Origin of the sequence: Methylobacterium sp. WL119 (genome assembly GCF_008039875.1) — a bacterium.
Taxonomy (GTDB): domain Bacteria; phylum Pseudomonadota; class Alphaproteobacteria; order Rhizobiales; family Beijerinckiaceae; genus Methylobacterium.
The window spans coordinates 13,522-33,198 of sequence record NZ_VRUU01000001.1 but is presented as its reverse complement, the minus strand read 5'-3'; the positions used below and the strand labels follow the sequence as shown (position 1 = coordinate 33,198).

General features: G+C 70.9%; 19 protein-coding genes. 8 read left to right on the top strand and 11 right to left on the bottom strand.

What is annotated here, in order from left to right; all coding sequences use genetic code 11:
- Positions 1-241: 241 nt before the first annotated feature.
- Complete coding sequence (locus FV227_RS28755) at positions 242-385, top strand: hypothetical protein (RefSeq protein WP_187274632.1); 144 nt, start codon at positions 242-244, stop codon at positions 383-385.
- Positions 386-425: 40 nt separating this feature from the next.
- Here the strand turns inward: FV227_RS28755 and FV227_RS00165 are convergent, their stop codons facing one another.
- Together FV227_RS00165 and FV227_RS00160 are read right to left on the bottom strand one after the other, a co-directional pair.
- Positions 426-1,130 (bottom strand): gamma-glutamylcyclotransferase, encoded by a 705-nt coding sequence (locus FV227_RS00165; RefSeq protein ID WP_147858066.1) that lies wholly within the window; start codon positions 1,128-1,130, stop codon positions 426-428.
- A gap of 39 nt (positions 1,131-1,169) precedes the next feature.
- The gene (locus tag FV227_RS00160; RefSeq protein ID WP_243949633.1) at positions 1,170-1,556 is read right to left on the bottom strand and encodes a hypothetical protein; all 387 of its coding nucleotides are present in this window, start codon (positions 1,554-1,556) and stop codon (positions 1,170-1,172) included.
- 189 nt (positions 1,557-1,745) lie between these two features.
- Here FV227_RS00160 and recO point away from each other — a divergent pair, with 189 nt between their 5' ends.
- Both recO and parC read left to right on the top strand, forming a co-directional pair.
- On the top strand, positions 1,746-2,471 hold the full coding sequence (gene recO, locus FV227_RS00155) for a DNA repair protein RecO (protein WP_147727508.1): 726 nt from the start codon (positions 1,746-1,748) through the stop codon (positions 2,469-2,471).
- Positions 2,472-2,516: 45 nt separating this feature from the next.
- The gene (gene parC, locus FV227_RS00150) at positions 2,517-4,763 is read left to right on the top strand and encodes a DNA topoisomerase IV subunit A (protein WP_147727509.1); all 2,247 of its coding nucleotides are present in this window, start codon (positions 2,517-2,519) and stop codon (positions 4,761-4,763) included.
- Positions 4,764-4,905: 142 nt separating this feature from the next.
- On the opposite strand, the gene ada is transcribed toward parC, so the two are convergent.
- From ada to mgtE, 5 genes are all read right to left on the bottom strand, one after another.
- Positions 4,906-5,982 (bottom strand): bifunctional DNA-binding transcriptional regulator/O6-methylguanine-DNA methyltransferase Ada, encoded by a 1,077-nt coding sequence (gene ada, locus FV227_RS00145; RefSeq protein WP_147858065.1) that lies wholly within the window; start codon positions 5,980-5,982, stop codon positions 4,906-4,908.
- Between the two features lie 132 nt (positions 5,983-6,114).
- Entirely contained in the window at positions 6,115-6,996 is an 882-nt protein-coding gene (locus tag FV227_RS00140; RefSeq protein WP_147727212.1) for an AlkA N-terminal domain-containing protein, read from the bottom strand.
- A 17-nt stretch (positions 6,997-7,013) separates the two neighbouring features.
- The gene (locus FV227_RS00135; protein ID WP_246686336.1) at positions 7,014-10,790 is read right to left on the bottom strand and encodes a PAS domain S-box protein; all 3,777 of its coding nucleotides are present in this window, start codon (positions 10,788-10,790) and stop codon (positions 7,014-7,016) included.
- Between the two features lie 73 nt (positions 10,791-10,863).
- Positions 10,864-11,193, bottom strand: coding sequence for an Hpt domain-containing protein (locus tag FV227_RS00130; protein WP_147727214.1), 330 nt, complete (start codon positions 11,191-11,193; stop codon positions 10,864-10,866).
- A gap of 128 nt (positions 11,194-11,321) precedes the next feature.
- A complete protein-coding gene (mgtE, locus tag FV227_RS00125) occupies positions 11,322-12,722 on the bottom strand; it encodes a magnesium transporter (protein WP_147727215.1) in 1,401 nt (466 codons plus the stop codon).
- Between the two features lie 481 nt (positions 12,723-13,203).
- Here mgtE and pqqA (FV227_RS00120) point away from each other — a divergent pair, with 481 nt between their 5' ends.
- Both pqqA (FV227_RS00120) and pqqA (FV227_RS00115) read left to right on the top strand, forming a co-directional pair.
- Positions 13,204-13,293: a pyrroloquinoline quinone precursor peptide PqqA gene (gene pqqA, locus FV227_RS00120; protein WP_147727216.1), complete on the top strand. Its 90-nt coding sequence runs from the start codon at positions 13,204-13,206 to the stop codon at positions 13,291-13,293.
- 70 nt (positions 13,294-13,363) lie between these two features.
- Positions 13,364-13,453: a pyrroloquinoline quinone precursor peptide PqqA gene (pqqA, locus tag FV227_RS00115; protein ID WP_007559225.1), complete on the top strand. Its 90-nt coding sequence runs from the start codon at positions 13,364-13,366 to the stop codon at positions 13,451-13,453.
- A 145-nt stretch (positions 13,454-13,598) separates the two neighbouring features.
- On the opposite strand, the gene FV227_RS00110 is transcribed toward pqqA (FV227_RS00115), so the two are convergent.
- The 4 genes from FV227_RS00110 to FV227_RS00095 form a co-directional block, all read right to left on the bottom strand.
- Positions 13,599-14,111, bottom strand: a complete 513-nt coding sequence (locus FV227_RS00110; protein ID WP_147727217.1) for a winged helix DNA-binding protein — start codon at positions 14,109-14,111, stop codon at positions 13,599-13,601.
- A 164-nt stretch (positions 14,112-14,275) separates the two neighbouring features.
- Positions 14,276-14,731 carry a DUF6163 family protein gene (locus FV227_RS00105; RefSeq protein WP_147727218.1) on the bottom strand — a complete coding sequence of 152 codons (456 nt, stop codon included), beginning with the start codon at positions 14,729-14,731 and terminating at the stop codon, positions 14,276-14,278.
- A complete protein-coding gene (locus FV227_RS00100; protein ID WP_147858063.1) occupies positions 14,731-15,795 on the bottom strand; it encodes an enoyl-CoA hydratase/isomerase family protein in 1,065 nt (354 codons plus the stop codon). Before FV227_RS00100 ends, FV227_RS00105 begins: the two co-directional genes overlap by 1 nt.
- 88 nt (positions 15,796-15,883) lie before the next feature.
- Positions 15,884-16,645, bottom strand: coding sequence for a hypothetical protein (locus tag FV227_RS00095; protein WP_147729795.1), 762 nt, complete (start codon positions 16,643-16,645; stop codon positions 15,884-15,886).
- Positions 16,646-16,896: 251 nt separating this feature from the next.
- On the opposite strand from FV227_RS00095, the gene hemB reads away from it, so the two are divergent.
- From hemB to FV227_RS00080, 3 genes are all read left to right on the top strand, one after another.
- Positions 16,897-17,970, top strand: a complete 1,074-nt coding sequence (gene hemB / locus FV227_RS00090; protein WP_147727425.1) for a porphobilinogen synthase — start codon at positions 16,897-16,899, stop codon at positions 17,968-17,970.
- Positions 17,971-18,008: 38 nt separating this feature from the next.
- Complete coding sequence (locus FV227_RS00085) at positions 18,009-18,341, top strand: hypothetical protein (protein WP_246686325.1); 333 nt, start codon at positions 18,009-18,011, stop codon at positions 18,339-18,341.
- A 254-nt stretch (positions 18,342-18,595) separates the two neighbouring features.
- Positions 18,596-19,648, top strand: a complete 1,053-nt coding sequence (locus FV227_RS00080; protein ID WP_246686324.1) for a methyl-accepting chemotaxis protein — start codon at positions 18,596-18,598, stop codon at positions 19,646-19,648.
- The last annotated feature ends 29 nt before the right edge of the window (positions 19,649-19,677 follow it).

Sequence of the window (19,677 nt, the reverse complement as noted above, 5' to 3'; positions counted from 1 at the left end):
AGACCTTCATCTCATGCGACTGAATATAAATCCTGATTTAAATTTATAAACAGTATACCTGCCATTGTAGCAACGTGATCGCAATACAACTGCACGAAGATGATTCGATAGGGACCTCGTAACGTCCTCTTTACCATGCCAAGGGGAAACAGGCATTCGGTCCGGTCGATGTGCGCCGGCGCAACCTCCTCAAAACCGACCGATCCTACACAGCCTTGCTTAACCAAGCGGGACGGGGTCGATGCGGACGAAGGTGGTGCTGGCGCTGACGGTGGTCGTCTACCTGACGACGGGCCGGGCGCCGGGCTTGCGCGAGTTGCGCAACCCGGATGCGGAGCATGGCGGCGGCCGCGTCGTGACGGCGCTGAAGCGCGCCTGGGTCTGAGGCCGCATCGATGGAGGCGTCCGCTCTCGCCGCCGCGAGCCTATCCCGGTGCGCCGCCCGAGATTGGATGGCCGAGATCCAGGCGGGCGGCGACCAGGGCCTGCAGGTTCCAGAGGTGCCGGTCGCGGATGCCGAGCGCCTCGCAGGCCTCGACCGTGCGAAACAGGTACTCGGCGCTCGGCCCGAGATGCCCGGACGCGACCGCGATCCGGTCAGCGATCTCGGCCTCCGTCAGGCGACCGGAATAGCGGTCGCTCGCGCGGTTCACGAGAAAGGTCAGCGCCGAGACCGTTCCGGCCTCCGTCGCGACCGGCAGCCAGCGCGCGACGTAGCCGCGCCCGCGCATCTCGCGGCGCCAGACTGGCATCAGCGTCTCGCGCAGGTTGGTTCCGGCCAAGCGGAACGCGACGCCCCGGCACGAGCCGCCGCGGTCCAGCGCGAGCACGAAGCCGGGCCGCTCCGGCGTGCCGCGAAAGCGCCGTTGCAGCAGGCAGAAGCGCCGGTGGAAGCCGCGCACCGTGCCGATCCGGCTCTCGGCGAAGGCGAATTCCGGCCGCCACATCAGCGAGCCGTAGGCGAACACCCAGAGGTCGCCGGCGCCGCCGCGCTGCTCGATGATCGCGTCGAGGCCGGGCTTCAGCTCCTCGTCGGTCATCACCTGCAGCGCGCTCTCGTCGTCGGCGACGGGAACGGCGTGGGCGCGGGCGATCAGGTCGAGGGAGAGGGCGAGCGGCGTGCTTCGCATCGGTCCGGGGGAGCAAGGACGGAGCCGGAACAACCCGGATCAGCCCCCGATGGTGCCGGCCTTCGCGTTGCCCACGGTCTCCAGCTCCGGGAACGGCTCTGTGCGGTGGCCCTGGCAGACCTCGTCGTCGTCGATCGCCGTGAGCGCGTTCGCCGCCTTGTCCTCGCGGATCACGACCTTGGGTCGCTCGCCCTTGCCGAAGGTGCGACCCTTCATGTGGCTCGAGACGCAGTAGAGCGTGCGCCCGCCATCCTCGAACGGCCCGGCGATCCGGCTCGATTCGAACCGCACCGGCAGCAGCGAGACCGACCCGAACGCGACCTGCCGCAGGGCGAGGGCGGCGATGCGCTCGCGGACGGGTTTTGACGACGCCTGGGCGGCGGGGGAGGGCGCCTCGCCGCGCCCTATGCAACCGGTGAGGATCACGGTGATGGCGAGGATGGGCGCGGACCGTCGAAATGCCCGCCGAGTGGGACGCGCAGCGGGTCCCGAGATCGAATTCCGCACCAGCATCCAATCCCCGCAACCTCTCCCAATGCCCGAAGCTACCGCGGCTTTCAGTCCTAGGAAACACGCACCCTCACGCCGCACACCAAGAACGCCTATGTACGGCGGATGCAGTGGACGGATGACGCGCTCGTGCTCGGCGTGCGCAGGCAGGGCGAGACCGGCGTCGTCCTCGAGGCGATGACCCGCGCGCACGGGCGTCATCTCGGCCTCGTCCATGGCGGGCGTTCGCGCCGGTTGCAGCCGGTGCTGCAGCCCGGGAACCTGGTCCGCGCGACCTGGCGCGCGCGGCTCGACGACGGCCTCGGCGCCTTCGCGGTCGAGCCGCTCGAATCGGCCCTGTCGCGGCTGATCGGCTCCGGCCTGGCGCTCTACGGCGTCGGCCACCTCGCCGCCCTCCTGCGCCTGCTGCCCGAGCGCGATCCGCATCCCGAGATGTTCGAGGCGGCCCGGGTCCTGATCGGCCACCTGGACGACCGCACGATCGCCCCGGTGCTGATGGTGCGGTTCGAGCTGGCGATCCTGGCCGAGCTCGGCTTCGGCCTCGATCTCGGCGCCTGCGCCGCCACAGGCGGGAACGACGCCCTGATCTACGTCTCGCCGAAGAGCGGGCGCGCCGTCAGCGCCTCGGCCGGGGAGCCCTACCGCGACCGCCTGCTGGCGCTGCCGGCCTTCCTGCGCGACGGCGGGCGGTTGGAGGGCCCGGACGACGTGCGGAATGGGTTTACCTTGACCGGCTACTTCCTCACCCAGCACATCTGGGGTCCGCGGGCGCTGCCCGTCCCCGAGGAACGCTCACGATTCGTCGCGGCCGGCCTGGATGCCGCGCCGTGATGTTCGTGTTATGTTCCACATGAAACATCTGAGAACGGAGCCGTGATGGGCCAGCCCTTCGAGCCGCCGACCGGGGACGGCATCGAGAGCGTCGAGCTGAAGTCCGCGCTGGAAGAGCGCTACCTCGCCTATGCGCTTTCCACGATCATGCACCGGGCGCTGCCCGATGCCCGCGACGGGCTCAAGCCGGTGCACCGCCGCATCCTCTACGGCATGCGGCTGCTTCGGCTCGATCCGAACACCGCGCACAAGAAGTGCGCCAAGATCGTCGGCGACGTGATGGGCGACTTCCACCCGCACGGCGATCAGGCGATCTACGACGCGCTGGTTCGGCTGAGCCAGGACTTCGCGCAGCGCTATCCGCTGGTCGACGGCCAGGGCAACTTCGGCAACATCGATGGCGACGGCCCGGCCGCCTACCGCTACACCGAGGCGCGGCTCACCGAGGTCGCGCGGCTGATCCTCGACGGGTTCGACGAGGACACGGTCGATTTCCGCCCGTCCTACAACGGCGAGAAGGACGAGCCCTCCGTCCTGCCGGCGGCGTTTCCGAACCTCCTCGCCAACGGCAGCCAGGGCATCGCGGTCGGCATGGCGACCTCGATCCCGCCGCACAACGCGGCCGAGCTCTGCGACGCGGCGCTCTACCTGATCGCCAACCCGCAGGCGACCTCGGCGCAGCTCGTCAGCTTCGTGCAGGGGCCGGACTTCCCCACCGGCGGCATCCTGATCGACTCGGCCGAATCGATCGCCGAAGCCTACCGCACCGGCCGCGGCGCCTTTCGCGTGCGCGCCCGCTGGACCAAGGAGGACCTCGGCCGCGGCACCTGGAACATCGTGGTCACCGAGATCCCCTACGGCATCCCGAAGGCGCGGCTGATCGAGAAGCTCGCCGAGCTGCTGCAGGAGAGGAAGCTGCCGCTGCTCGCCGACGTGCGCGACGAATCGGCCGAGGACGTGCGCGTCGTGCTGGAGCCGCGCTCGCGCAGCGTCGACCCGGTGATCCTGATGGAATCGCTGTTCCGGCTGACCGAGCTGGAAGCCCGGATCCCGCTCAACATGAACGTGCTGGTCGGCGGCCTCGTGCCCCGCGTCATCGGGCTCGCCGAGGCTTTGCGCGAATGGCTCGACCATCGCCGCGTCGTGCTGCAGCGGCGCTCGCGCAACCGGCTCGGGCAGATCGAGCGCCGGCTCGAGATCTTGAACGGCCTGCTCATCGTCTACCTCGACCTCGACGCGGTGATCCGCATCATCCGCGAGGAGGACGAGCCAAAGCCGGCGCTGATGGCGCATTTCGGGCTGACCGAGGTCCAGGCCAACGCGATCCTCGACACGCGGCTGCGCTCCCTGCGCAAGCTCGAGGAGATGGAGCTGAAGCGCGAGCTGGAGACCCTGACGCGCGAGAAGGACGGGCTCGAGGCGCTGCTCGGCTCGGATGCCGCGCAGTGGAAGGCGATCACCCAGCAGGTCCGCCAGGTGAAGAAGGCGTTCGGGCCCGACACCAAGCTCGGCGCCCGCCGCACGACGCTGCAGAACCCGCCCGACACTGCGGGCATCGACTTCACGGCCGCGATGGTCGAGCGCGAGCCGATCACCGTCATCGTCTCGGAGAAGGGCTGGATCCGCGCGCTGAAGGGCCACGTCGCCGACCTGTCGGGCGTCGCCTTCAAGGGCGACGACCAGATCAAGATCGCCTTCCCGAGCGAGACCACCGCCAAGATCCTGGTGCTGGCCTCGAACGGCAAGGTGTTCACGCTCGACGCCTCGAAGCTGCCGGGCGGCCGCGGCTTCGGCGATCCGATCCGGCTGATGGTCGACCTCGACGACGGCACCGAGATCGTCGCGGCGCTGCCCTATCGCCCCGAGACCCGCCTGCTGATCGCCGGCTCTGACGGGCGCGGCTTCCTCGCGCCGTCCGACGGGCTGGTTGCCAACACCCGCAAGGGCAAGGGCATCCTGGGCCTCGACGGGGACGCCAAGGCGGTGCTGCTGGTGCCGGCTGAGGGCGACCACGTCGCGGTGACGAGTTCCGACAAGCTGCTGCTGGTCTTCCCGATCACCGAGCTGACCGAGCTCGTGCGCGGCAAGGGCGTGCGCCTCCAGCGCTGCCGGCAATCGACCCTCGTCGACGCCTGCGTCTTCGCCCTGGCCGAGGGCCTGCCCTGGCGCGACGGCTCCCCCCAGCCGCGCCTCGCCAACGCCGGCGTGCTGGAGAAGTGGATGGGCCACCGCACCGATGCGGGCACGCTGATGACCCGGAGCTTCCCGAAGTTCGAGCGGTTCGGTCGGTAGAGAGGGCTTGGTTCTGGATCGCCGGAAGAGGGGGAGCGGCTTCTCCGAATCCGGCGCTCCCTCTCCCGACTTGCTTCGCGGGCCACCCCTTCCCTCGAAAGGGGGAGGGAAGAGCTCGAACGCGATTGCGAGGCTTATCCGCTCACCGTACCACCCCCTCGCGCTTCAGCAGTGCCCGCTTGCGCTCGATGCCCCAACGGTAGCCGGACAGGGCTCCGTCCGTCCGCACCACCCGGTGGCAGGGGATCGCGACGGCGAGGGCGTTGGCGCCGCAAGCGCGGGCGACGGCCCGCACCGCCGCCGGCGTGCCGAGGCTCCGGGCGATCTCGGCGTAGCTCGCGGTCGTCCCCGCCGGGATCCTGCGCAGGGCGTCCCAGACGCGCTGCTGGAAGGCCGTGCCGCCGATGTCGAGGGGGAGGTCCGCCGGGCGCCCCGGCGCTTCGACCAGGCCGACGACCTGCGCGACCAGCGCCTCGAATGCGGCGTCGCCGCCGGCGAGCGTCGCGTTCGGAAAGCGGTCCTCCAGGTCGCGCAGCAGCGCGTCCGGATCGTCGCCGAGCAGGATCGCGCAGACGCCGCGGGCGGTAGCCGCGACGAGGATCGCGCCGAGGCTGCACGGGCCGACCGCGAAGCGGATGGTCTCGCCGGTCCCACCCTTGCGGTAGGCGGCGGGCGCCATGCCGAGCCGCTCGCCGGCCCCGGCGTAGAAGCGGCTCGCCGCCCCGTAGCCCGCCTCGTAGACCGCGTGCGTGACGCTGCCGGCGCTCGGCAGGGTCTTCGCCATCCGTTCGGCCCGGCGGGCCTCGCCGTAGGCCTTCGGCGTCACGCCGGTCGTCGCTTTGAACACCCGATGGAAGTGGAACGGGCTCATCCCGGCCGCGCGGGCGAGAACAGCGAGCGCGGGCAGCGATTCGGCCTCGTCGATCAGGCGGCAGGCGCCGGCGATCGCCGCGGCACGCCTCGCATCGGGCGACGCCTCGTTCGGCCGGCAGCGCCTGCACGGACGGAAGCCCGCATCCTCGGCCTCGGCGCAGGTGGCGTGGAACGCGACGTTCTCGGGACGCGCCGCGCGCGACGGGCAGCTCGGTCGGCAATACACGCCGGTGCTGCGGACCGAGTAGACGAAGCGGCCATCGTACGCCGCGTCTCGCGCCGACACGGCTTCGCGCCGCATGGCATCCGCTGAGAGATCGGGACGGGTGGCCTCGGTCGTCGGCATCGCAGCCTCATCGATGATCGGGGCCGGATGCGGCCCGCGCGGTCTCCCCGTCATGCGCTGCTCGCTCACGGGCCGCATCCCGTCCCTTGCTCTCGAATCCGGCGGGCATCCTGGGCGCGCACGGCGTCCTCCTCAATCCGCTGGCCGCGCCGCATCGACCGCCCAGAGGTGCAACGCCGCGTAGGCGCGGTACGGGCGCCAGCCTTCGGCGCGCAGCAGCAGCTCCGCCGGGCTCGGGCGCCCGGCGCCGCCATCGAGGGCCTGCAGCAGGCCGACGTCCCCGGGCGGAAACGCGTCCGGCGCGCGCAACGCCCGCATCGCGATGTACTGCGCTGTCCAAGGCCCGATCCCGCGGATCGCGGTCAGGCGGGCCACGGCGGTGGCGAGGTCCTGGTCGAGCGCGAACGGATCGGGCTCGGCGAGGCTCGCCGCCGCGAGCGCCCGGATCGCGGCGCCGCGCGCACGCGGCATCGTCAGGATCTGCGCGACGTCCGCCGCGGCCACCCGCTCGGCGGTCGGGAAGACATGGGTCAGGCCGGGTTCGGCGAGGGCCGGGAGGGGCGTTCCGAGCTCGGCGACGAGCCGCCCGGCGAGCTGGGTCGCGGCCGCCACAGAGACCTGCTGCCCGAGGATCGCGCGGACGCCGAGCTCGAACCCGTCCCAGGCCCCCGGCACCCGCAAGCCGGGCCGCGCGGCGACGAGGGGCCCGAGACGAGGATCGGTCGCGAGATGCGCGCCGATCGCCGCCGGGTCGGCGTCGCAATCGAACAGGCGCCGGAGCCGGGCCGCGATTCCGGGAAGCTCGGCCTCCGCCACGCCCGTCACGATCGCGACGAGCCCATCGCCGCCGGGCGTGATCGCGATCGATCCGGTTCGCCCTGCGACGGCGATGGTGCGCGCGTAACGATCCGGGCCCACCGCCTCGATCCCGGGGATCGCCCGGCCGGCGAGGAAGTCGCGCATCGCCGGCCAGTCGTAGGGCGGGCGGCAGGGCAGGGCGATCGACGCAGGCACCGCAGCCGCGATCCGGGTCAGCCGTTCACCGCCCGCCGCACCGGCGCGGCGTCGCGGCCCGGAAGCCAGCGTGCGATGGCGGCGTAGAGGACCGCGCGGTCGAACGGCTTGCCGACGTGGTCGTCCATGCCGGCCTCGCGGAACTGGCGCACCTCGGCCGGCAGCACGTTGGCGGTCATCGCGATCACCGGCACGTTCGCCGCCGGGCCTTTCAGGCGGCGGATCATCCGCGTCGCGGTGATGCCGTCCATGCCCGGCATCTGCACATCCATCAGCACGAGGTCGAACGCGCCGTCCTCCACCGCCATCACGGCGGCGGCGCCGTCGGCGACCACGTCGACGGTGTGGCCGGCGGCCTCCAGCACCAGTCGCGCCAGCTCTTGGTTGATCTCGACGTCCTCGACCAGGAGGATGTGCCCGGTGGCGTGCGACGCGACGACGGCCGGCACGGCGGTGGGTGCGTCGACGTCGACGCCGCGCGGCAGCGTCACCGTGAACCAGAAGGTCGAGCCCTCGCCGTCGTCGGAGGCGACGCCGATCGTCCCGCCCATCAGCTCGACGAGGCGCCGGCAGATCGCGAGGCCGAGGCCGGTCCCGCCGAAATCGCGGCTCACCGAATTGTCGACCTGCGAGAAGCGCTCGAACAGCCGGTGCTGCTTGGCCTGCGGGATGCCGATGCCGGTATCGCTGACGCTGAAACGGATGGTCTCGCCGGCGGGCGTGGTGCCGGCATGGCGCACCGCGAGGGTGACGCTGCCGCGCCGGGTGAACTTCACCGCGTTGTTCAGGAGGTTGAGCAGGATCTGGCGCAGCCGGGCCTCGTCGCCGACGAGGCTGGGCGGCAGGTCCGGGTCGATCCGGCCGATCACGGTGAGACCCTTCGCGGAGGCGAGCCCGCGCACGATCGACAGGCCGTTGTCGGCCAGCGCCGCCGGCGCGAAGGCGCGCTGCTCGAGATCGATCGCGCCGGCCTCGACCTTCGAGAAGTCGAGGATGTCGTTGACCACGGTGAGCAGGGCGGAGCCCGACGAGCGCGCCAGCTCGGCGTGGCGCTGCTGGTCGGGCGCCAGCCGCTCGGAGCGCGCCAGCAGGTCGGTGAAGCCGATCACCGCGTTCAGCGGGGTGCGGATCTCGTGGGACATCGCGGCGAGGAAGTCGGTCTTGGCGAGGCTCGCGCGCTCGGCTTCCAGGCGCGCGGCCTCCGCGGCGGTCTTGGCCGCCTGCAGCGCGAGCTCGGCCTGCTTGCGATCGGTCGCGTCGAGGTTCAGGCCGATCACCCGCACGGGCCGCCCGGCGGGATCGTAGTAGGCGCGGCCGATGCTCTGCAGCCAGCGCTCGACGCCGTCGCCGCCCGTGATCCTGAACTCCATCACGAAGCTGCGGCGCGAGGCGATCGCCTCGGCGGCGTCCGCCAGGGCGCGCTCCCGGTCCTCGGGCATCACCAGGGCCTTCCAAGCCTCGATCGGCATGCGCAGGGGTTCGGTGCTCGACAGCCCGTGCAGCCGCGCGCTCTCGGGCGAGAGCAGGACGGAACCGGCGACGAGGTCGAGGTCCCAGGAGCCCGCCTCGGCCGCGTCCTGGGCAAGGCGCAGCAGGTCGCTGGTCTCCTCCAGGGCCCGGCGCGCGGTGATGATGTCGTCGATGTCGAGGGCGGTGCCGAGCCAGCCGACGATGGTGCCCGCCTCGCGGATCGGCATCATCACGATCTTGTGCCAGCGATAGGTGCCGTCGTGCCGGCGCAGCCGGCCTTCGATCTCGTGCCCGCGCCCGTCGCGAACGGCCGCCGCCCGGGCCGCCTCCATGCGCCCGGCATCGTCCGGGTGGTTGGCCGCGAGCCTTTCGGCAAGGCCGGTCCCGATCGGCCCGTAATAGGCCTCGAAGCGCTGGTTGACGTAGGCGGCGAGGCCATCCTCGGCCCGCACGATCCAGACGAGCTGCGGCAGCGTGTCGGCGAGCGCCCGGTAGCGCGCCTCGCTCGACCGCAAGGCGTCCTCCGCCTGATGGCGCGCATCGACGTCGCGGACCGAGGCGACGAAGCCGGCGGGTCGGCCGGCGGCGTCCCGCACCAGGCGCCACGAGCCCTCGACCCAGATGTAGGAGCGGTCGCCCCGGCGCAGGCGATAGGTCGCCACCGCGGTCTCGGCCTCGCCTCCCGAGAGGCGGGCGATCATCGCCGAGAGCGCGCCTGCGTCGTCGGGATGGGCCTCGTCCTCCGGCCGCGTCCCGACGAGGTCCTGCGGCGCCAGGCCCAGCAGCGCGTGCGAGGCCGGCGACGCGTAGATCCGCCGGCCGTCGAGGCCGACCTGGACGATCATGTCGCTGGCGTTGTCGGCGAGCAGGCGGTAGCGCGCCTCGCTCAGCGCGATCGCCTCCTCGGCCCGGCGCAGATGGGTGATGTCGCGCACGCTGATGAAGACGCGCGCCACGCGGCGGCCGCCGGCCTCGCGCAGGGGCACCAAGATCACCTCGAAGCGGTGGGTCCCGTCGCCGCCGACCCGCTCCTCCTGGCGCCGCGCTGGCTCGCCGGAGCGGATCACACCCTCGATGTCGGCCCGCACGATCGCGGCCATGTCGGGCGGCATCACCTCTTCCGGGGTCTTGCCGCGGACGGCCTGCTGCGAGTGCCCGATCAGCGCGGCGGCGCTCGGGTTCAGGGTCTCGAGGGCGAAGCTGCCATCGGCCGCGACGGCGTGGACGAAGAGGTGGTCGGTGGCGTTTTCGAACACGCCGCGGAACAGCGTCTCGGCCTCGCCGAGGGCACGGTGGGTCTCGACCAGCAGCGCCTCGCGCCGCCGCCGGCGCTCGAGCTCGCGCAGCAGCACCAGGCATCCGAGCAGGATGACCGCGCTCGCGACCGCGCCGACCGCCAGCGCGTTGCGCCGCTCCGCGACGAGCGGCGCGAGCACGACCTCCACCGACTTGCCGACCGTGACGACGAGCGGAAGGTTCTCCGTGGCGCGATATCCGAAGATGCGCGCGCGCCCGTCGAGGCCGCTCTCGACCGCGTAGGTTCCCGCCGGCGCCTCGGACAGGCGCGCGAACAGGCCCTGACCGTCGAGCCGCCGGGACAGGTCGCGCTCGTACATGCCCGGCATCGCCGGCTCGCGGATACGGACGTAGCCGTCGCGGCCGAACAGCCCGACGACCGCGTCGGCGCCGACGTCGAGCGCCTTGAAGCGCCGGGCGAGGTAGTCCGGGTCGACGGCCACCATGAGGACGCCGCCGAAGCTGCCGTCCGGGCGCGTCAGCCGGCGCGCGAGGTTGAAGGTGAAGGTATCCATCAGGCGGCCGCGGATGGTGCGCCCGATATAGAGGCCGGCTTCGGGATTGTCGGCCAGCGACCGGAAGTAGGGCCTGTCCGCGACGTTGGTCCTGCTGAGGGCGGAGGGCACGGCGTCGCGCGTGGCGACGAGGTCGCCGTTCGCGTCGAAGATCGCGATCTGGCGCGCGCTCTCGGCCAGCATCGTGGCGCGCTTCGACCAGCGGGCGAAATCGAAGGTCTCGGGATCGTCGGCGTAGTCGGCCTCGATCAGGCGCATCACCTGGTCGACGCCCTCGATCAGGCGCGAGACCTGCTCGGCCAGCGCGATCGACAGGTTCAGCACGTCGCGCCGCGCCTGCAGCATTTCGCCCTCGCGGCGCTGCTCAAGATGGAACAGCAGGCCGAGCCAAACGAGCGCGAGGAAGACGAGGCCCCCCGTCGCCACGAGCGCTTGCGGCAGCCGGCCGGCGAGGCGATTCGGCACGAGGCCGACCCTCCGTCGTTCCGGCATCTGCGTCGTCGCCACCATCATCCCGCTCACCCAGAACCCGTTCCGCGCGACCGTGGCATGCCGATCGTCACGAAACTGAATACGCGGCGCAGCGTCAGGACGTTTGCGCGACGTCTTCCAGCGCGCGCACGGTCTCGTCGCGCAGGTCGCGGATCTCGGCGAGCGCGGGCGCCAGGTCGGCGCCGTCCTTCGCCTCCGCTTCGAGAGCCCGGCAGGCCGTGGACAGCCGCTCGCAGCCGAGCATGCCCGACATCGAGATCAGGGTGTGCGCCTCCCGCGCGATCTCGCCCGGCGGGCGGCTTCCGGCCGGGAACGCGGTGCGCAGGCTGTCCGTGAACCGGACGATCAGGCGCCGGAGCTTCTCGGCGCCGATCACGCCGCCGAGGTCGTCGAGGACCGGGCGGCTCAGCAGGGGCAGGGTCACGGTCGCGCTCCGAAGTCACGTCTTGCCGGCGGCGCCTTCGTGGACGACGCCTGCATCGTCCGCCCTACGTCGGCCCGGACTGCGAAGTTTCCGTTGCTGACCGGTCGGCAACGGCAGCGGACGCGGCGCTAGAGCAGCGTGCCGCGCAGGATCAGCAACGCCACCGAGAAGTAGATGACGAGGCCGGTCACGTCGACGAGCGTCGCCACGAAGGGCGCCGAGGCGGTCGCCGGGTCGAAGCCGAGCCGTTGCAGCAGGAACGGCAGCATCGAGCCCGACAGCGACCCGAAGGTGACGATGCCGACGAGCGCGCCGCCGACGGTCGCCGCCACCAGCGGCCAGTGCTCGCCGTAATCGTACAGGCCGGTCTTCTGCCAGATCGCGATCCGCACCACGGCGATCACCCCGAGGATGCCGCCGAGCACGAGGCCGGTGGGCAGCTCGCGCAGGGCCACCCGCCACCAGTCGCGCAGGCGGATCTGGTGCAGCGCCAGCGCGCGGATCAGCAGCGAGGTCGCCTGGCTGCCGGAATTGCCGCCCGAGCTCATGATCAGCGGGATGAACAGCGTCAGGACGATCGCCTTCTCGAGCTCGCCCTCAAATCCCTGCATCGCCGAGGCGGTCAGCATCTCGGAGAGGAACAGCGCGCAGAGCCAGCCGGCGCGCTTCCGGATCATCGTCATGAAGCCGATGTCCATGTAGGGCTCGGGCAGCGCCTCCATGCCGCCGAAGCGCTGCACGTCCTGGGTCTGCTTCTCGACCATCGCGTCGATCATGTCGTCGACGGTGACGATGCCGATCAGGTGGCCGACCGCGTCGACCACCGGCAGGGCGAGCAGGTCGTATTTCGAGATCAGCCGGGCGGCCTCCTCGCGGCTCGCCGTCGGCGACACCGCGAGCGGGCGGCGGCCGGCGGCGACCGAGAGCACGTTGTCCTCGGGGTTGCCCGAGATCAGCCGGCGCAGCGGCACCGCCTTGGTCAGCGCGCGGGTGCGCGGGTCGAGCACGAAGATCGCATAGATCGTCTCGCGGGTCTTCTCGACGCGGCGGATGTGGTCGAGGGTCTGCGCCACGGTCCAGGTGCCGGGCACGGTGACGAACTCGGTGGTCATCAGCGAGCCGACGGTCTCCTCGCCGTAGGCGCTGAGGCGGTCGACCGCGCCGCGGGTCTCGGCGTCGAGGCGGGCGCGCAGGTCCGAGCGGCCGGGCTCCTCAATCTCGCGGAACACGTCGGTGACGCGGTCGGCCGACATGCCCGACAGGTAGGTGGCGACGCGGTCGCGCGGCAGCATCTCGATGATGTCGGCGGCGTCGTCGAGCTCGGGCTGGTCGAGCACCTCGATCGCGCGATCGTGCGGCAGGCCGAGCAGGATCGCGGCGGCGACCTCCGGCGCCTCGGCGTTCAGCGCCTCGACGATGTCGGGCGCACGCTCGTCGGAGAGGCGCGCAGCCAGGACGGAGGGGTCGACGCGCGGATCGATCGGCACGACCGCGTCGAGGACCGGCAGGGGGGGGACCTGTTCAACCATGGGCCTCGCCTCGCGGGCCCGGCGGCGCGCCGTACGGCACCGGCCGCGACCGGCTGCGCGGCGGAGCCCGGCGCGAGCCCTTCAGGGGCTCAGGCGGGATCGCGGCGTGCGGCCGGCCACGGCTCGGACGATCGGTCTGGCGTGTCGCTGGGCATCGAATCTTCGTGGGAATGGCGTGCGCGGATGCCGACGGCCGTATCCGCGCGCGGCAGCCTGTGCGCCCGGCGGTGCGACGCGTCAAGCCGAAAGCGCGTCCCTCGGAAAGGGCGTGGCGGCAGGGGGCGGAATGGGGTTGGCGATTTGGCGCCACCGCCACCATCTACCTGATCTAAAAGCCGAATTCGGCGTTTTGGAGATGAATGCCGGGGCGACCGAGCGCTCTCTCGGGGATCCTATGAGAAATATAAGTGTAGCGCCCGCTTGTATTGCGCCCAAGGTATCGCCTATCTTCCGGTCATCGAAGTTCACGAGGAGAAACGCCATGGCCTGGTCCGCCCCCATCGTTCAGGAAGTCTGCGTCGGCATGGAAGTGACGAGCTACGAGTCCGCCGAGATCGACACCTTCAACTGAGCCGATGACCGGCTCGCGAGCGAGCCGGCTAGACGTCCCTTTCGCCCGCATCCCATTCAGGAGAATTCACATGGCTTGGTCCGCCCCCGTCGTTTCCGAGATCTGTGTCGGCATGGAAGTCACCAGCTACGAGTCGGCCGAGATCGACACCTTCAACTGAGCTTTCGATCGGCCGCCGATGCGGCCGGTCTCGTGAGCGCCGCTCCCTCGGGGGCGGCGTTTTGCGTTGGTGCCGGGCGTGAAACAACGAAGCCGGCCGTCCCTCGCGGGCGGCCGGCGTCGTTGTGTTCGGCGTGACCGAGGTCTCAGAGACGGTAGCGGATCTGGTCGGTCCAGAACCGCTCCAGGCGGCTGAGGGCGGTGTTGAGCCGGCCGAAATCGTCGTCGGAGATGCCGCCGATCGGCTGGATGGTGCGGGCGTGCTTGTCGTAGAGGCCCTGGATGATGTCGTGGACCATCCGGCCCTTGTCGGTGAGGCTGATGCGCACCGAGCGGCGGTCGGTCTTCGAGCGGGCGTGGTGCAGGTAGCCGGCCTCGACCAGCTTCTTGACGTTGTAGGAGACGTTGGAGCCGAGGTAGTAGCCCTTGGTCCGCAGCTCGCTGGCGGTGAGTTCCTTGTCGCCGATGTTGTAGAGCAGCAGCGCCTGAACGCTGTTGACGTCCTCGCGGCCGCGACGCTCGAACTCGTCCTTGATCACGTCAAGCAGGCGGCGGTGCAAGCGCTCGACGAGGTGCAGGGCTTCGAGATACGAGCCGGCGACGGCTCCGGTCTCGGGAGCGGTGTTGGTATCCGAGATCTTGACGGCCTGGGACTTCATCTTGTGCCTCGCCCGAATTGTTCTGCCGGAGCCTTCTGCCGTCCGGCACCGCTCATGGGGTGAAACTAGGCGGCGGAGATGAAAACCGCTCTAAGAGACAGGATGAATTCGCGATTTACTTCTGTCGGTAAATGCAAAGTGAAGTGATTCGTATAACTACTCGTTTACCGCGCTTCCTGTGCCGCGAGCCAAGAAAAAACGAAGTAGAAGATCACGATACTGGACTCGACCAAGACCAGAATCAGCGGCGTCTGCAACAGTTGCGGCGTCAGGACGGCGAGCGTCAGCATCGAGGTCACCGCCAGCAGCCAGACCACGCCGCCCCAGGCGCTGGTGAGCCACAGGCCGATCGCCGCGTTGGCGTCAATCACCGCGAAGTAGATCAGCGCCGCCTGGCGCCCGAACGGCTCCAGTGCGAACGGGCGGTGCCCCGGCACCACATCGAGGATCGTCGCGAAGGAGAGCACGCTCTTGGCGAGCCACGCCAAGGCCGTCAGCCGCATGAACCAGACCAGCACCGTGTCCCAGGTGCTCTTGGGCGCGGCCGAGCGCCGCTCGATGCGGTCGCTCGGGGCCTCGCCGACTGCGCTGCCGCGGGTGATGCGTCCGACCTTGCGCATCAGGCGAACCGAGGCTCCGGCGCCTCGGACGGCCCGAAGGCAGCGGCGACCGCGGCGTGGTCGACGGCCTCGAGCGTCGCCGGCCGCCAGTCCGGCCGGCCGTCCTTGTCGATCAGCACGGCGCGGACGCCCTCGAAGAAGTCATGCCCGCGCATCAGGCGGGTGACGAGGCGGTATTCGGTCAGCACCGCGTCGGCGAAATCGAGATCCAGCCCGCGCCGCATCTGCTCGCGGGCGATGCACAGGCTTGTCGGGCAGCGGGTGCGCATCACGGCCGCGGTCTCCGCGGCGAAGGTCGAGCCCGATGCGGCCGCGCCGTCCAGCCGTCGCAGGATGTCCGCGACGTCGTCGGCGGCGAACACGTCGTTGATCAGGCCGCGCTCGGCGACGAGCGGCCCGGTCGGCGGGCGCGCGGCGCCGGTCTCGAGCGCGGCCGCGATCGGGCCGCCCTGGGCGAGCCGGTCGAGGATCGCGGCGAAATCCCGGGCGGGCGCGTAGGCGGTGGCCAGGCCGAGGGCGAGCGCGTCGCCCGGGCCGACCCGGCTGCCGGTGAGCGCGAGATAGGTGCCGACGCGGCCGGGCAGGCGCGGCAGGGCGTAGGTCATCCCGACATCGGGAAACAGGCCGATCCCGACCTCGGGCATGGCGAAGACGTACGTCTCCGAGGCGACGCGGTGGGCCCCGTGGAGCGAGATGCCGACGCCGCCGCCCATCACCACGCCCTCGATCAGCGCGACGATCGGCTTCTCGTAGCGCTGCATCCGGGCGACGAGGCGGTACTCGGCCTGCCAGAACGCGAACACCTCGTCGAAGCGTCCCGCCTGGCCGCAGGCGTGGATGTGGCGGATGTCGCCGCCGGCGCAGAAGGCGCGCCCCCCGGCGCCGCGGATCGCCACGCGGGTGATGCCGGCATCTAACGCCCAGGCGTCGAGCTGCGCGTGCAGCGCGCCGATCATCCCGAGGGAGAGCGCGTTCAGGGCCTTCGGCCGGTCGAGGGTGACGAGGCCGAGCGCGCCCCGCCGCTCGAACCGGATCTCGTCGTTGGCCGCTTCGGCTCCGCTCACGTCTCTCGATCCTCTCGCCGCGTGTCCGCTCAGCGGGGGTTAGAGGCCGTACCGGCCCGGGCGTCAACGCCGGGCACCGGCGCGGGTGTCAGGCCGGCGCTCGGTCCGCGTGCGATGCGGAGGGCAGACCCATGCGGCGGTAGAGTTCGGCCTGGACCGCGATGCTGGTGACAAGGGACAGGATATTCACCGGGCTCATCAGGGCCGGCTTCACCAGAGCCGACTTCACGACGGCCGCTTGGAGCCAAAGCGTCGCCGCGATGATCGCCAGGAGGACCGGCAGGAGCACGGCGCCGACGAGAAGCCCGGCGAACGTGATGTCCCAGACCCGTCCCTTCGTCGCCGAGACCGCGCCCGACAGGCTGAGCGGGAAGACGCCGAGGGCGCCGAGGGCGAGCGCGGGGCCGGCCAGCGTGAGCCGGATGCAGATCCACCAGCTCGGCACGAGCAGTCCCAGAAGAAGGAGGACGGGGATCCCGAGCCGATCATGGAGGTTCCAGAGCCAGGCCGCTCCGCCGAGGAAGAGCAGGAGATCGAGGGCGACGACGTTGAGGATGGCGCGGCGCCGCGCGCCGGGTTTCGGGATCGACGGCGGCCCGACGTCCCACATGACCTCGTACAGCCGGACCCTGTAGGGCGCGACGAGGACGAAGACGGCCGCATGGAGCAGCAGCCACCATCCGGTCACGGCGGGCACGTCGTTCTCGTGGCGCATCAGGGCCTCCGCGCCGTCGCCCGCGAGCAGGATCACGAACGCGATCGCCGTCGCCGGCCCGAGCGCGCGCATCGCGCGATAGCTCCGTCCGTACGCGGCCGGAATGATCCCCTCGAGCGTGAACGATGCCGTCATGAGCCCCCCGACCAACACCTCGACCGCCGAATCGAAGGCCGGAGCGATGTGAAAGAATTCCGATCCGCTGCGGGATGTCACGTGCCGAGGCGACGGCGTCACGCAGGCGTGAACCGTTCGGCGACGGTGCCGCGCTGCGGGCGGGGCGCCTCCGGCGGCTCGTGACGTCGCGGCGCTTCGCCGGCTTCGCCCGCCCCGCCACTTATGCTACGCCGCGCCACCCGCGAACCGATCACAGCGAACGCGATCCCATGCCCTTCGAACACGCTTCCGACGACACGCCCCGGCCGCGCCCGCTCGCCGTGGAGACCGCGCGGGAGGGGACCCGCGCCAAGGGCCTGAAGATCACCCAGCGTCCGCGCCGCAACCGCAAGGCCGACTGGTCGCGGCGGCTGGTGCGCGAGAACACGCTGACGGTCGACGACCTGATCTGGCCGATGTTCGTGATCGAGGGGACGGGCCGGCGCGAGCCGATCGCCTCCATGCCCGGCGTCGAGCGCCTCAGCGTCGACGAGATCGTGCGCGACGCCGAGCGCGCCGCTCGCCTCGGCATCCCGGCGATCTCGTTCTTTCCCTATACGGAAGTGAGCTTGCGCGACCCCACAGGCTCCGAGGCCCTGAACCCGGACAACCTCGTCTGCCGGGCGGTGCGCGCGGTGAAGAAAGCGGTGCCGCAGATCGGCATCATGACCGACGTCGCCCTCGACCCCTACACCTCGCACGGCCATGACGGCCTGCTCTCGGACGGCGCGATCCTCAACGACGAGACCGTCGCGCTGCTGGTCGAGCAGAGCCTGATCCAGGCCGAGGCCGGCACCGACATCATCGCGCCCTCCGACATGATGGACGGGCGCGTCGGCGCGATCCGCGCCGGGCTCGACAAGGCCGGCTTTCTCGACGTGCAGATCATGGCCTACGCGGCGAAGTACGCCAGCGCGTTCTACGGCCCGTTCCGCGACGCGATCGGCACGCAGGCGGCGCTCGTCGGCGACAAGCGCACCTACCAGATGGACCCCGGCAACGGCCTGGAGGCGTTGCGCGAGGTCGCCCTCGACCTGGAGGAGGGCGCCGATTCGGTGATGGTGAAGCCCGGTCTGCCCTATCTCGACATCATCCGCCGGGTGAAGGACGAATTCGGCGTGCCGACCTTCGCCTACCAGGTGTCGGGCGAGTACGCGATGATCGAGGCCGCCAGCCGCAACGGCTGGCTCGACGGCGAGCGCGCCATGGTCGAGAGCCTGCTCGCCTTCAAGCGCGCCGGCGCCGACGGCGTGCTGACCTACTACGCCCCCCGCGTCGCCGAGCGGCTGCGCACCGGGGCGTGAGGCGCCGGCGGGGCAGGGGGGTCGTCGCCCTCGGGATCGTGCTCGGATTTCTCGGCGGTCTCAGCGCCTGCGAGAGCGCGGTGCAGCGCCAGCGCCTGTCCATCTGCCGGAAGGCGGTGCCCGCGCTCGTGCCGGACGAGACGGCGGTGCGGATCCTGCGCGCCGGCACCGGCGCGGCCCCCGACAGCATCCGCGTCGACTACGTGCTCGGTCATCATCCCCACTATGCGTTGTGCCGCTTCAACGCCGGGGCCGTGCTCGACGGCATCTCCACCGACCGCACGACGCTGTCGGAGGCCTCCCTCTACCTGCTCAAGCGCTACTATCTCGACACGCCGGACGCCGACGAGCCCAAGCAGAAGATACCTTGAGCGCTCGGCGCTCGAAGGAGGTTAGCGTCACGTAGTCTATACGGTGACGTGTTTTGAGGCAGACGGACGGTGACTTGCTTGCAAGAGCAGCAATTACAGCTCAAGCCAGCAAAAATTAACAGCAGCCCATGCCTCGCGCTTTTAAGATTTGCGAAAATATTACAGTCCTAAGTCTATATCACTACGGATTCATACAACCTTCTCCCCCACAGGTACGCGTCGGCGTGCCCGCGTCGGCGCGCCCAGGAGATTCCATGGTCCCCCAGCGCATCTCCGAAGATGTCGGCCTCGCGGAACTGGTCGACCGCTCCACCGGCCAGCTGAAGACCTCGACCCGCGCCAGCATCGGCGCGATCAACACCATCACCCGCCGCATGCATCTGCTGGCGATGAACGCGATGATCGAGGCGGCGCATGCCGGCGCGCAGGGCGCGGGCTTCTCGGTGGTGGCGCAGGAGGTGCGCCAAGTCGCCGGCGCGATCGACGGCCTCGCCTCGGCGCTGGGCACGAAGCTCGGCGACGGCGTCGACACGCTGACCCGCGCCGTCGGCCAGCTCGCCGACCACGCCCGCGCCACGCGTTGCGTCGATCTCGCCCTCAACGCCGTCGAGGTGATCGACCGCAATCTCTACGAGCGCACCTGCGAAGTGCGCTGGTGGGCGACGGATGCCGCGATCGTCGACGCCGCCTCCGATCCGACCGAGGCGGCCGCCGCCCATGCGAGCCGGCGCCTCGGCGTCATCCTGTCGTCCTACACGGTCTATCTCGACCTCTGGCTGTGCGACCTGCACGGGCGCGTGATCGCCGGCGGGCGCCCGGACCGCTTCGCCGTCCAGGGCCGCGACGTCCGCAACGAGGCGTGGTTCGCCAAGGCGCGCGCCCTGACCTCGGGCGACGACTTCACGGTCGCCGACATCGCGCGCTGCGCCGGGCTCGGCGGTGCGCAGGTCGCGACCTACGTCGCCTCGGTCCGCGCGGACGGCGAGGCGCACGGCAAGCCCCTGGGCTACCTCGCGATCCATTTCGATTGGGAGCCGCAGGCCCGCGCGATCGTCGAGGGCGTCCGCCTCGCGCCCGACGAGCGCGCATCGAGCCGCGTGATGCTGCTCGACGCGCGCCATCGCGTCATCGCCTGCTCGCTGGGCCGCGGCATCCTCACCGAGCGCTACCCGCTGCAGGTCGACGCCGCCGCCAGCGGGCATTACCGCGATCCCCAGGGGCGCCTGGTCGCGTACCACGCCACGCCCGGCTACGAGACCTATGCCGGCCTCGGCTGGCGCGGCGTCATCGAGCAGGCGGCCGGCTGAGCCGAGGGGGCGGGCCTTGAGGGAGATCG

Bases quoted from the DNA above. Each gene is read 5' to 3' on its own strand.
- FV227_RS00165 (WP_147858066.1), bottom strand. From the start codon at position 1,130: ATGCGAAGCACGCCGCTCGCCCTCTCCCTCGACCTGATCGCCCGCGCC.
- recO (WP_147727508.1), top strand. From the start codon at position 1,746: ATGCAGTGGACGGATGACGCGCTCGTGCTCGGCGTGCGCAGGCAGGGC.
- pqqA (WP_007559225.1), top strand. From the start codon at position 13,364: ATGGCTTGGTCCGCCCCCGTCGTTTCCGAGATCTGTGTCGGCATGGAA.
- FV227_RS00135 (WP_246686336.1), bottom strand. From the start codon at position 10,790: ATGATGGTGGCGACGACGCAGATGCCGGAACGACGGAGGGTCGGCCTC.
- FV227_RS00110 (WP_147727217.1), bottom strand. From the start codon at position 14,111: ATGAAGTCCCAGGCCGTCAAGATCTCGGATACCAACACCGCTCCCGAG.
- parC (WP_147727509.1), top strand. From the start codon at position 2,517: ATGGGCCAGCCCTTCGAGCCGCCGACCGGGGACGGCATCGAGAGCGTC.
- FV227_RS00105 (WP_147727218.1), bottom strand. From the start codon at position 14,731: ATGCGCAAGGTCGGACGCATCACCCGCGGCAGCGCAGTCGGCGAGGCC.
- FV227_RS00095 (WP_147729795.1), bottom strand. From the start codon at position 16,645: ATGACGGCATCGTTCACGCTCGAGGGGATCATTCCGGCCGCGTACGGA.
- pqqA (WP_147727216.1), top strand. From the start codon at position 13,204: ATGGCCTGGTCCGCCCCCATCGTTCAGGAAGTCTGCGTCGGCATGGAA.
- FV227_RS00080 (WP_246686324.1), top strand. From the start codon at position 18,596: ATGGTCCCCCAGCGCATCTCCGAAGATGTCGGCCTCGCGGAACTGGTC.
- mgtE (WP_147727215.1), bottom strand. From the start codon at position 12,722: ATGGTTGAACAGGTCCCCCCCCTGCCGGTCCTCGACGCGGTCGTGCCG.
- hemB (WP_147727425.1), top strand. From the start codon at position 16,897: ATGCCCTTCGAACACGCTTCCGACGACACGCCCCGGCCGCGCCCGCTC.
- FV227_RS28755 (WP_187274632.1), top strand. From the start codon at position 242: ATGCGGACGAAGGTGGTGCTGGCGCTGACGGTGGTCGTCTACCTGACG.
- ada (WP_147858065.1), bottom strand. From the start codon at position 5,982: ATGCCGACGACCGAGGCCACCCGTCCCGATCTCTCAGCGGATGCCATG.